Raw genomic sequence first — 10,152 nt, forward strand, 5'->3', positions numbered from 1 at the left:
ATGGTCAGCCACTCGATCAGGCATCGCAGGCGGAGAAGATCCGGGTTTCTGTCGCGATCGCCGCGGCAATGAGCCCGAAACTGAAGGTCGCCATCATCAAGGACGGCAGCCTTCTCGACAAGAAGTCGTGGGCGCTGCTTGAGCAGTTCGCGATCGAGCATGACCTCCAGGTATTCGTCGAGACGGTTGATAGCACGCGGCCGACTGCGATTGTCATAGAAGATGGGTCCATTCGCCAGGAGCAAGCGCTGGAGGCCGCAGAATGACGTTCGTCTGCTTCAAGGGAGCGACTGCGTGGGAGGCCCAGGTCGGTCGCGTCTGGTTTCATCTTCGGTATAGACGCTTTTGGCGAACGTCCGGTGTTGGCTTCATCCGCGTCATCAAGAAGGATGCTGACGAGTGAGCATGAGTTCTGCCGCCATCATGGAACTGTTCGATAGTCAAACGCGGCGCGACAGGCGCAAGCGTGGGAAACTGGTGATCGAACAGAAGCCCATTCACCCACTCTTCAAAGATATAACTGGGCGGAAATTCAATCGGCTCACTGCTGCTTCGTATGCCGGTCGAATGGGATCGGATCATGCGTTTGTGTTTGCATGCGAATGCGGGAACGAAATCATCACTAAGGGCTATCTCGTCTCAACGGAAGTCACGCGTAGCTGCGGGTGTCTGCTTGTCGACAAAAACCGAGAAATCAGAACGACGCATGGTCTCTCCCATACTCGGGAATGGCGAATTTGGGCAGGCATGAAAAACAGGTGTCTAAACCCAAGGGTAAAGCGCTTTAGCGATTATGGCGGTCGCGGCATAAAGGTTTGCGACAGGTGGTTGCATGGAGATGGTGAGCGCGGTGGCTTCGAATGCTTCATCACCGATCTAGGTATGCGCCTCTCGTCAAAGCACTCTATCGAGCGCAAAGAAAATGACGGCAACTATGAGCCTGGCAATGTGGCCTGGGCTACCCGACCTGAGCAAGCGAAGAATACGCGTGTAGTTCGGCGGATAGAATTTCGCGGTGAGACCAAAACTAGCCACGAGTGGGCTTCAGCGGTCGGCATCTCCTCAAATGAGATTAATAAGCGCCTCCGCCGCGGTTGGTCGGTGGAGCGCGCACTAACGCAGCCTATGAGGGAACGGACATGACTGAGATACGTGAATACGTTCCTGGCACCAAGATCACCGAGTCTGGCGCATATAAAAATGTGCCTATGGAATTTTATCACGGTCAGCCGACGGACGGGCCATCGATCAGTTCCAGTGGATTGCGCACCATCTTCAATGAGAGCTTAGCCCACTACTGGGATAAGTCGCCGCTAAACCCTGACCGGCAGGAATTCCAGGACACCGAGGCCACCATCTTGGGCCGTGCAGCGCACTTTTTGCTGCTTGGAGAAGCCGACTTCTCCAACTTCTTCGTCATACGCCCTACTGAGGCGCCGGACGGTCGCGCTTGGAATGGGAACAACGCGACTTGCAAGCAGTGGCTGGCTGAGCGTGCGCTGGAAGGACTGACAGTCCTCAAGCCAGAGCAACTCGAGTACATCAAGGGCATGTCGAAGACGCTGGCCGCTGAGCCGCCGGTGCAGGGCGGCATCCTCAACGGCATGGTCGAGCTCTCGCTGTTCTGGCAGGATCCTGAAACTGGGATATGGCTGAAGAGCCGGCCGGATGCGGTTCCCAACGATTCCGATGCCGCTGATTTGAAATGCGTTTCGGACATCACCGACGATGGCATCTCGCGCGCTCTCGGGGAAAGAGGGTATCACCAACAGGCCGCCCTCGTGAACGAGGCCATGAGCGTCGTTCTGCGCCGACAGATGGAAAACTTCTATCTCGTCTACGTCGAACAGAAGCGTCCGCATTGCGTGCGCATCGACACCGTCGACCCGAAAGAGATCGACGCCGGCACCGCCGAGAACCATGCAGCGCTGCGCCTGTTTAGGAAGGCGCTGGACACCGGGTACTGGCCTGGCCCGAAGAACCTTTCTGGCGACGGCGGATTCGTGCGGCGCACGCCGTGGTCGAGAACACAGGCTGAGCGGCGCCTTGCCCTCATAGAGCAGGAGTTAGCAGCTTGAACGAGATTACCCGCCAGCCAGAGGGCGAGACGTACCGGCCTTCGGCCGCGATTGATCCTACCCGCTTGGAATACCTTTGGACGCTCACGGAGCGCATTGCATCATCGAGTCTGGTTCCGGAAAGCCTTCGCACTGAAGGGCCGGCAAACAAGAAGACCGATCTGCCTCGCGACGTAATTGTCGCCAACGTGTTTGCCGTTGTCGAACAAGCGGACCGCTGGAACATCTCACCATTTGCTTTGCTCGCCTGCGCCGCCATCGTCCACGGCCGGCTCGGGTTCGAAGGCAAGGTGATTGCGGCCGTCCTCGAATCGCTGTTCCACATCAAACTCCACCACTACTTCACCGGCGATCCGCGGAGCGAGCAGCACCACATCTATCTTTGCGACGAGCCCCTCCCAGATGACATCATCGCGGAACTGAAGCCAGGCTACCGCCACCCGCGCTTCAAGATCATGGATGGGTCGGTCGCTGAGTGGAAGACGACCGGTAACGGTTCACCTTGGCGGCCGGCCACCTATACCAAGATGCTGGTCTACCGCGGAAGTCGCGAATGGCCACGGGTCTACAAACCCGGTGCCATCATGGGCGTTCTTGGTGATGATGAACTCTATGAGATCGGCATGGAGCGCCAGGCACAGCTTGCGCGGGATATCACTCCATCGCTCAACGAGCGCTTCGGCGGCAGGCAATCGGCCGACGGCTTCAATCCCGACAACGTGAAGCAACTGACCAACTCCGGCCAGGTCGCCATGGAGACGATCGACCCGAAGACCGGAGAGATTCTGAAAACTGAGGTACAGCGCACAGCGGCGGTTACGGAAAAGACCACGTCGTCATCTGCGAAAGCGGCCTCAGCAAAGCCGGCATCTGACGATGCTGGCCGGAGCGGCGGAAACTCATCCCCGGTTGATGACAGCCGCTCCACCAATTCATCGCAGGGTTCCGATGACCGGAGCAAGAGCGATGACGGCGGGAAGAGCGAGGGCGCCATCCAGCGCCTTCCCGCCGAACTGTTCAAAAAGTACGCGTCGAGTCTCGCCCGCATGCAGACAGAGGCCAATGTCGACAAGGCCTCCGCCATGTTCTGGCAGGACAACGGCGGCGCACCGAAGGGCGGCGTCGACCGTGCGCTGGCCAAGTCGATCTATGACAAGCAGATGGCGCGCGCCAAGGGCGACACCGATGCCGACGGCCTGCTCGACGAAATCCATGCCGACATCGACACCTCATTTTCAGGATCATCTGACCTATGACCGCGCACGACACCTTCAACCCATCCGAGATGACCAACCCTCCAGTCGAGTCGCCACCTACGGTGCGGGTCGTCGATCTGGAAACACTGTTCTCCGAGCCCGAGCCGAACGGCATCGTGGAGATCGGATACACCGACGTCGTCGCGACCCGGACCGATTTGTTTGGCGAGCCGACGCAATGGGAGGTGCGACCAGGGAAGGGATACTTGGTCAATCCCCTGCAGCCCATTCCGGCCGAGACAATGGCGGTCCACCACATCATGGATTGCGACGTCGTCGGCGCGCCGGTGTGGCGCGAGGTTCACCCGCTGGTCTTCGATGTCGACGTCGTCGCCTACGCCGCCCATGGGGCTGAATTCGAGCGCAAATGGTTGAGCGAGGAGATCACCGGCAAGGCTCCGTGGATCGATACCTACCGGTGCGCCCTCAACCTCTATCCTGACTCACCGACATTCAAGAACAACGGCCTGCGCTATTACCTGCGGCCGGAGGGCATCGACCGCGAACTGTGCATGCCACCGCATCGGGCGCAGCCGGACTCCTACGTCACGGCGCATACCGTGCGAGACATGCTGAACGCCGGCCACGCCATCGAGCAGCTGGTGAAATTCACCAACAACCCGGCGCCGATCCCAACCTGCAAGATTGGCGACACCTACTACAACGGCGGCAAGGGAACGCCGTGGAAGGACGTTGAATGGTCCATGCTAACGTGGATCTTAAAGAAGGATTTCGGCGAGGACGTCGTCTTCACCGTCCGTCGCGAGATGGAGCGCCGAGAGGTCGACCAGCGGCTTGAGAACGAGCGCGTCGACCTCAACAGGCAGTTCAAAGCCAACAGCCTGCCCGAGACGCCACCGGCCCAGGAACTGCCGCCTGTGGCGGCATACGAGACCCAGGAGATGTTTCCGCTATGAAATTCACCGCAGCCGCGAAGGCCTTCGCTGACGCAATGAGCGTCGCAGGGAAAATCATAGAATCCCGGAACACGATTCCGATCCTCAGCAATGTGGTCATCGCCGCAAGGGGCGATACCGTCACGCTGAAATCGACCGATCTTGATCTGGAGATATCTCTGGAATTCAAGGCAGATGTGACAAGCCCCGGTGCGACCTCCGTGCCCGGCCGACTGCTCGGCGATATCTTGCGCAAGATGGCCCCGGGCGCCGAAGTCACCTTCGAGAGCGAGAAGGATGGCCAGGTTGCCAGCGTCGGCGCCGGCCGGTCGAAGTTCAGGCTGCAGACCCTGCCTGAGACGGACTATCCCGTGATGTCGAACGGCAACTATTCGCACACCATTGAATTCGCCGGTGACGTCCTGCTTGAGGCGCTGTCCAAGGTTCAGTTCGCCATCTCGACGGAGGAAACCCGCTATTACCTCAATGGCGTGCATTTCAATCACGACAGCGAACACCCTGGCGCCATCACCTTCGTGGCAACCGACGGGCATCGGCTGGCCAAGTCTTTCCGTGAGCCGAGCGGCGACGTCGAGAACTTCCCGCCAATCATTGTTCCGCGCAAGACCGTCGGCGAGATCATTACGCTGGCCAAGAGCGCCGGCGCCGAAGCGGTCAAGATCGAGGTGAGTGAGAACAAAATCCGGGTGATGTCGGGAACCACGGTGCTCACGAGCAAACTCATTGATGGCAGTTTCCCTGACTATCGCCGCGTCATCCCAGCTTTGACCAATACGATCGCCACGGTCGACTCCAAAGCGCTGTCGGCTTCCGCGGACCGCGTCACTACCATCTCCAATGAGCGCGGCCGCGCGGTCAAGCTCACGTTCGAGGAAACCAAGCTGAGCCTGGCGGTCAACAATCCCGACCACGGGTCGGCGGAAGAAGACATCGACATTGGCTACTCCGGCGCCAAACTCGAGATCGGTTTCAACGCCAAATACCTCAGTGACATATGCAGCGTCATTGGCGCCGGCGAAGTCCGCATGAGCCTGACCGACGCCGGCAGCCCAACGGTCATCACGACAGACAAGGATCCGGCCTCGCTGTACGTTCTCATGCCGATGCGTGTGTAACCATGGCCGATTCAACAGAAAGCACGAACAGGCACATCGGACACGTCCGCAAGGCCATTCATCATTTCTGCCACCTCATGGATGTCCGCGCGGAATTCCATGACATGTCGAAGTTTACACCGACCGAGAAAGGTCCGCTGGATGAACTGATGACCATCATCGAACGAGACGGGCCGGCGCCGCATGGGACTGATGAGGCGCGCCGGCGGACGGCGATGCTCGGCGAGATGATCACGCACCATCACGCGAATAACGACCACCATCCAGAATTCCACTTGGAGCGCGGCATCTCCGGCATGACGCTGATGAGTCTCGTGGAAATGTTTTGCGATTGGCGAGCAGCCAATGTCGATCGAGACGCCGGGGAGCCGATGAACCTCTCCTACTCGATCGACAAGTACAAGATCGATCCGATGCTGGCAGACATTCTCAGGAACACGGCCGCAGACCTGGGGTGGGCTGTGAAATGACAAAGGATGCGAAAATGGCCAACAAGCACACCGTGGCAACCGACGCCCTTGAAACACTCGGAACGCACCCCATCCCCGACAACAGCGGACGAGACGCCATCCACCTTGCTGTTGAGCCGGTCGTGGCCGGTGTCAGGCTTCGCCCGGGCGAGCGCGTCAAAATCGAGAAGGGCTGCGCTGTCCCGGCGCGCCATGACGCCACCGGTATAGTTGACCCGTTCCTAGGCGGTCTTGTTCAGTCCGGCCAGCGCTTCTGGTTCGTCGTCCTTCCGCGCACCATCACGTCGCTACGGCACGTCTGGAGCCATCCATCATTCCCGGAAGAGGCGACGTTTCACGCAGACGCTGACGAACACTACGTTGCGCCCGCGCCGCCGAACAAGGAAACTTCTGAAGCATGGCTCCGCGAGTTTGTGAAAAACTCTGATTGCCCTGGCTACGAGGCTGTCATGGCCGCCGCAGTCGGCGATGGTGCAGAAAGTTGGGATGACGACTACCTGCACTTCAACGGCCAAGACGCTCATGGCAAAATCCCGCCTGAATTCTGGGATCACGTCGAGGTCGTCACCGGTCAGAAAATCACCAAGCGCGCCATCTACTTTTCGTGCGGATGTTGAGCAGATGACTCTCTCCTCAATCCGAGCTCACTTCCGGTGCGACGGCTGCGTCGGCGCCATGACATTCGACATGGACCCGGCGGAGGCAATTCCGAAAGGCGCGTCCCTGCACGACATGGCCATGGAGACCGTGCGCGCCGGCACGCCGCGCGAGGGCGGGATGTCATCCGTCTAGGGCGACATGTGTCTCTGCGGCAAGTGCACGACCATCGTCGACGCCTATGTGACTGAAGATCGAAATGCGACGGCAAACGAAGTTAATGCCGCGCTGAACAAGAAAGCGGGTGTTTGATGGGTGGTATCAACAAGGTCTTGATCGTTGGCCACGTCGGCAAAGATCCCGAGATCAAATCCTTCAACAACGGCGACAAGGTGGCGAATTTCTCCATCGCTACGAGCCAGTCCTGGAAGGACAAGCAATCCGGCGAGCGCAAGGAGCGAACCGAGTGGCACAACATTGCCGTCCGCAATCAGGGCACGGTCGGCATCGTCGAGAAGTACGTGAGGAAGGGAAGCCTGGTCGGCATCTTCGGGGAACTGCAAACCCGAAAATGGCAGGACCAAGCCGGCAACGACAAGTACATGACTGAAGTCGTCATCGCGCCATTCAATGGGGAATTGTACCTGCTCGGCGCCAAGAATGATGGCGACGGTGGCCGCAGCGAGCGCCAGGATGATCGCGGTGGCGGTGGCGGCAACTCTGGTGGAGGCCAGTCGTCGCGCGGCGGCGGATCGTCCGGAGGTGGCGGTTCATCCGGCGGCGGCTTTGGTGGTGGCGGATTGGGCGACGAAGTGCCGTTCTAATGATCTGCAGGAACTGTTCCGAGGATAAGATCGTCGATGATTTCTACGACAAACACAGCACCTGCAAAGAGTGTGTCAAGCGCCGCGTGCGAGAGCGCGCAAGAACAAACCCGGCGGTGCAGGAATATGATCGCAATCGTGCCAAGCGCCCAGACCGGAAAGCCAAGGCGAGGAAAATAACGATGGCTTGGCGAGAAGAGAACCCGGTTGCCTATAAGGCGCAGACCGCCGTTAGCAATGCGGTGCGCGACGGCAGACTCTTCAAACAACCGTGCGAATTTTGCGGAGACGATGAGGTTCACGCTCATCACAGAGATTACACCAAACCGCTGGAAGTCGTCTGGCTCTGTCCGAAGTGCCACCATCGGCTCCATGCGTTGTTCCCGGAACTCGAGGGAAAGAAAAAGGCAGGATGATATGAACGACTTCTTCACCTTCGCCGGCGCGCATCCGGCGGTCACCTTCTTCCTCGCATGGGGGATCTGGCCGGTTTGTTGGACCGTGCAGGCCGTTTTGACGACGCCGTTCTCCCTCGCCTTCAAAGCCTATAACCGGAGACTGCGCTCGCTCAATATCCGCGCCCATGGCTGGCCGGCCAATCCGCTCATGGATGCCGACGGCGATATAATCCATCCGCCGGTGGCCAATGTCTGATCTGGTCGTTACCTGCCCCAAGACCTTCTGGGAAGAATGGATCGCTGAAGGCGACCCAGTCGGGGCCGCATGGTCAGGCACCGAATGGGGCTGGTATCTGACGTCCCGCTCACGCCCGCCAATCAACGTCGGCGATCGCCTCTATGTGGTCGCCCATGGCCGGCTACGCGGGTATGCGCCGGTCACTGCGCTGCGCGGACTCAGCTTCGATCTGAAGGACGGCTCCGACGGCGTCCGCGGCGTCTACATGGACGCAGCCGATCTCGATGCTTCTCCGCCATATCACGGGGTTGACCAATGGTGCATCTGCCGGCGCGGCGATGCGGTGGCTGTCACCATTCCGGGGCCAGTGAAGGGCTTCCAGGGATGGCGCTACGCTTGGTGGCCTCGCGAGCAGGAAATCCCATTCCCCAATTGGAGGGCGGTCGCATGAACGCGCTGGCGCAACCCAGTCTGTTCGACGACATGCAGATGACGGCCGTCTTCGGCGGCTGGGACAACATCTATCGCTACGAGCTCCGGCGCGTATGGAATGCCGACCTTCCAATGCTGGTCGTCTGCATGCTCAACCCAAGCACGGCAGACCATCAGAAGAATGATCCGACAATCCTGGCGCTGATCCATTTTGCGAAGCTGTGGGGCTACGGCGGCCTATTGATCGTCAATCTCTATGCCTTCCGCTCCTCGTCGCCAGCCGTGATGTTTAAGGCGGAAGACCCAGTCGGCCCCTACAACCTCAACAGTGTTCACGCGGCAATCCTTTATGCGCACAACCACGGCGGCAAGATGCTCGCCGCATGGGGCAACGATGGTCAGGATCCATCATTCTGGTTCATCGAGCGAGCGCTCAATCTCGGCGTCGAACTGATCTGCCTTGGCACGACACGGAGCGGTGCGCCCAAGCATCCGATGGCTCGCGGACTGCATCGCATTCCAAGAGACCAGCAACCGATCACATGGAGAACCCGATGAGCAAGAAAGTGACGAAGGCCGATCTCGAACTCCGGGTTGCGACCATCAACGATGAGAAGCGCTTACTGCAACAGAAAGCGGCCACCAGTGAAGCCACCATGAAAGTGGCCTTGCAAGAACGCGATCGGCAAAGCTCCGCCGTCGCCGACTTGAAGACTGAACTAATGACCAAAAGTCTCGAGGTCGCGCGCCTCGAAGGCTACATCACGCGCGCCAACGAGAGCGACCCGTTGCCAGTCCAGCCGGTCTACAGAACGTTCGGCCGTGTCGAGCAGCCATCGTCCGTCGTCAACTCCTATGGCTCGACTTGGTCGGAGCCGCAGACACCGTGGTGGAACCGCTGATGGATCGGCCAATTCCTTTCAGCGCGCCTATGGTGCGAGCCCTGCTCGCCGGCACCAAGACACAAACCCGTCGAGTGTTGAATCCTCAGCCCGCGCACCTCCAGGTCTACGACTGGAAGGGCAAGCGACTGCATGACAGTGAGTATCGGCACTGGTGCTGGAAAGGCCATGTCGGTGCCGACAACTGGGACGACATCACCAGGCAACTTTCACCCTTCCTGCCTCATGCCGTCGGCGATCGCCTCTATGTCCGCGAGGAGATCGAAGCGATGTCCGCAGGCCCGGGATACAAGAAATACCTCCTGTATTCTGCGGATGCCAAACCGTCGTTCGACCATAGCTGGCCGGCGGAATGGCAGCGCGACAAAGCGCGCCCCATGCATATGTTCAAGAGGTTCTCCCGCATGACGCTGCCGGTGACCGGCGTGCGCGTCGAGCAGCTGCACGACATCACCCAGGCCGGCACCATTGCGGAAGGCATCGAGCGCATACCATACGAAGGCAAGATCCCCGATCACGTCGGCCAGTTCGGCTGGAAGGACTATCGCAAGGATCATCCGCACAGCGTCGTGCCTTACCATGACGAGAACGCCGTGCTGTCCTATCGCTCTCTCTGGGAGAGCATCAACGGCGTCGGCTCCTGGGACACCAACCCGTGGGTCTGCGTCACCAGTTGGTCGCACGTCATCCACCAGAACATCGACAAGGTGAAGCCATGACCGAACAGGAACACCTCGACGCCGCACTGCTCGCCTTCATGAGGGTCATCAACGAGCGAACTGATGACAACTACGTGGCCGAACTGAAGCGCGACAATGCCGATGAGTACCGGATGATGTGCGCCGCAGTCGGCGCCGCCATGGAAGCAGGGAACAAGCGGCGCGTGCAGGATCTGCTCGAGGCGAACAACCGCTATCTCCAAGAG

17 protein-coding genes are annotated in these 10,152 nt (G+C 59.5%); 16 read left to right on the forward strand and 1 reads right to left on the reverse strand.

Annotation, left to right across the window (positions count from 1 at the left end; all coding sequences use genetic code 11):
* The 10 genes from EN884_RS38615 to ssb all read left to right on the forward strand — a co-directional run.
* A partial coding sequence (locus tag EN884_RS38615) for a hypothetical protein (protein ID WP_164894988.1) occupies nt 1–266 on the forward strand: 266 nt, incomplete at its 5' end.
* 139 nt (nt 267–405) lie between these two features.
* On the forward strand, nt 406–1,143 hold the full coding sequence (locus tag EN884_RS12525; protein ID WP_063168454.1) for a hypothetical protein: 738 nt from the start codon (nt 406–408) through the stop codon (nt 1,141–1,143).
* The gene (locus EN884_RS12530; protein ID WP_063168455.1) at nt 1,140–2,078 is read left to right on the forward strand and encodes a PD-(D/E)XK nuclease-like domain-containing protein; all 939 of its coding nucleotides are present in this window, start codon (nt 1,140–1,142) and stop codon (nt 2,076–2,078) included. Before EN884_RS12525 ends, EN884_RS12530 begins: the two co-directional genes overlap by 4 nt.
* Nucleotides 2,075–3,334 (forward strand): hypothetical protein, encoded by a 1,260-nt coding sequence (locus EN884_RS12535; RefSeq protein WP_063168456.1) that lies wholly within the window; start codon nt 2,075–2,077, stop codon nt 3,332–3,334. The genes EN884_RS12530 and EN884_RS12535 overlap by 4 nt, the downstream gene beginning before the upstream one ends.
* On the forward strand, nt 3,331–4,251 hold the full coding sequence (locus tag EN884_RS12540) for a 3'-5' exonuclease (RefSeq protein ID WP_063168457.1): 921 nt from the start codon (nt 3,331–3,333) through the stop codon (nt 4,249–4,251). The genes EN884_RS12535 and EN884_RS12540 overlap by 4 nt, the downstream gene beginning before the upstream one ends.
* Nucleotides 4,248–5,366, forward strand: a complete 1,119-nt coding sequence (gene dnaN / locus EN884_RS12545) for a DNA polymerase III subunit beta (protein WP_063168458.1) — start codon at nt 4,248–4,250, stop codon at nt 5,364–5,366. Before EN884_RS12540 ends, dnaN begins: the two co-directional genes overlap by 4 nt.
* Nucleotides 5,367–5,368: 2 nt before the next feature.
* Nucleotides 5,369–5,836, forward strand: coding sequence for a DUF5662 family protein (locus EN884_RS12550; protein WP_063168459.1), 468 nt, complete (start codon nt 5,369–5,371; stop codon nt 5,834–5,836).
* Nucleotides 5,837–5,850: 14 nt separating this feature from the next.
* A complete protein-coding gene (locus tag EN884_RS12555; RefSeq protein ID WP_127224490.1) occupies nt 5,851–6,453 on the forward strand; it encodes a hypothetical protein in 603 nt (200 codons plus the stop codon).
* A gap of 4 nt (nt 6,454–6,457) precedes the next feature.
* The gene (locus tag EN884_RS38965) at nt 6,458–6,628 is read left to right on the forward strand and encodes a hypothetical protein (RefSeq protein ID WP_164774291.1); all 171 of its coding nucleotides are present in this window, start codon (nt 6,458–6,460) and stop codon (nt 6,626–6,628) included.
* Between the two features lie 116 nt (nt 6,629–6,744).
* Nucleotides 6,745–7,257 carry a single-stranded DNA-binding protein gene (ssb, locus tag EN884_RS12560; protein ID WP_342030142.1) on the forward strand — a complete coding sequence of 171 codons (513 nt, stop codon included), beginning with the start codon at nt 6,745–6,747 and terminating at the stop codon, nt 7,255–7,257.
* Here ssb and EN884_RS38620 read toward each other — a convergent pair.
* The gene (locus tag EN884_RS38620) at nt 7,254–7,631 is read right to left on the reverse strand and encodes a hypothetical protein (RefSeq protein ID WP_063168462.1); all 378 of its coding nucleotides are present in this window, start codon (nt 7,629–7,631) and stop codon (nt 7,254–7,256) included. The genes ssb and EN884_RS38620 overlap by 4 nt on opposite strands.
* A 43-nt stretch (nt 7,632–7,674) precedes the next feature.
* Here EN884_RS38620 and EN884_RS12570 point away from each other — a divergent pair, with 43 nt between their 5' ends.
* The 6 genes from EN884_RS12570 to EN884_RS12595 all read left to right on the forward strand — a co-directional run.
* A complete protein-coding gene (locus EN884_RS12570; protein ID WP_063168463.1) occupies nt 7,675–7,911 on the forward strand; it encodes a hypothetical protein in 237 nt (78 codons plus the stop codon).
* Nucleotides 7,904–8,344 carry a hypothetical protein gene (locus tag EN884_RS12575; RefSeq protein ID WP_063168464.1) on the forward strand — a complete coding sequence of 147 codons (441 nt, stop codon included), beginning with the start codon at nt 7,904–7,906 and terminating at the stop codon, nt 8,342–8,344. Before EN884_RS12570 ends, EN884_RS12575 begins: the two co-directional genes overlap by 8 nt.
* Entirely contained in the window at nt 8,341–8,883 is a 543-nt protein-coding gene (locus EN884_RS12580; RefSeq protein WP_063168465.1) for a DUF1643 domain-containing protein, read from the forward strand. The genes EN884_RS12575 and EN884_RS12580 overlap by 4 nt, the downstream gene beginning before the upstream one ends.
* Complete coding sequence (locus tag EN884_RS12585; protein ID WP_063168466.1) at nt 8,880–9,227, forward strand: hypothetical protein; 348 nt, start codon at nt 8,880–8,882, stop codon at nt 9,225–9,227. Before EN884_RS12580 ends, EN884_RS12585 begins: the two co-directional genes overlap by 4 nt.
* Nucleotides 9,227–9,946, forward strand: a complete 720-nt coding sequence (locus tag EN884_RS12590) for a hypothetical protein (protein WP_063168467.1) — start codon at nt 9,227–9,229, stop codon at nt 9,944–9,946. The genes EN884_RS12585 and EN884_RS12590 overlap by 1 nt, the downstream gene beginning before the upstream one ends.
* The coding region (locus EN884_RS12595) for a hypothetical protein (protein WP_164894989.1) at nt 9,943–10,152 on the forward strand (210 nt) is incomplete at its 3' end. The genes EN884_RS12590 and EN884_RS12595, both read left to right, overlap by 4 nt.

The organism is Mesorhizobium sp. M7A.F.Ca.AU.001.01.1.1 (assembly GCF_004022735.1).
In the GTDB taxonomy this organism is placed as follows: domain Bacteria; phylum Pseudomonadota; class Alphaproteobacteria; order Rhizobiales; family Rhizobiaceae; genus Mesorhizobium; species Mesorhizobium ciceri.

What these genes read in the sequence shown, in the direction of transcription:
- EN884_RS12585 (WP_063168466.1), top strand. Translation starts at nt 8,880, where the DNA reads ATGAGCAAGAAAGTGACGAAGGCCGATCTCGAACTCCGGGTTGCGACC.
- EN884_RS12575 (WP_063168464.1), top strand. Translation starts at nt 7,904, where the DNA reads ATGTCTGATCTGGTCGTTACCTGCCCCAAGACCTTCTGGGAAGAATGG.
- EN884_RS38965 (WP_164774291.1), top strand. Translation starts at nt 6,458, where the DNA reads ATGACTCTCTCCTCAATCCGAGCTCACTTCCGGTGCGACGGCTGCGTC.
- EN884_RS12550 (WP_063168459.1), top strand. Translation starts at nt 5,369, where the DNA reads ATGGCCGATTCAACAGAAAGCACGAACAGGCACATCGGACACGTCCGC.
- EN884_RS12580 (WP_063168465.1), top strand. Translation starts at nt 8,341, where the DNA reads ATGAACGCGCTGGCGCAACCCAGTCTGTTCGACGACATGCAGATGACG.
- EN884_RS12540 (WP_063168457.1), top strand. Translation starts at nt 3,331, where the DNA reads ATGACCGCGCACGACACCTTCAACCCATCCGAGATGACCAACCCTCCA.
- EN884_RS12590 (WP_063168467.1), top strand. Translation starts at nt 9,227, where the DNA reads ATGGATCGGCCAATTCCTTTCAGCGCGCCTATGGTGCGAGCCCTGCTC.
- EN884_RS12530 (WP_063168455.1), top strand. Translation starts at nt 1,140, where the DNA reads ATGACTGAGATACGTGAATACGTTCCTGGCACCAAGATCACCGAGTCT.
- dnaN (WP_063168458.1), top strand. Translation starts at nt 4,248, where the DNA reads ATGAAATTCACCGCAGCCGCGAAGGCCTTCGCTGACGCAATGAGCGTC.
- EN884_RS12570 (WP_063168463.1), top strand. Translation starts at nt 7,675, where the DNA reads ATGAACGACTTCTTCACCTTCGCCGGCGCGCATCCGGCGGTCACCTTC.
- EN884_RS12525 (WP_063168454.1), top strand. Translation starts at nt 406, where the DNA reads ATGAGTTCTGCCGCCATCATGGAACTGTTCGATAGTCAAACGCGGCGC.
- EN884_RS38620 (WP_063168462.1), bottom strand. Translation starts at nt 7,631, where the DNA reads ATGGAGCCGATGGTGGCACTTCGGACAGAGCCAGACGACTTCCAGCGG.
- ssb (WP_342030142.1), top strand. Translation starts at nt 6,745, where the DNA reads ATGGGTGGTATCAACAAGGTCTTGATCGTTGGCCACGTCGGCAAAGAT.
- EN884_RS12555 (WP_127224490.1), top strand. Translation starts at nt 5,851, where the DNA reads ATGGCCAACAAGCACACCGTGGCAACCGACGCCCTTGAAACACTCGGA.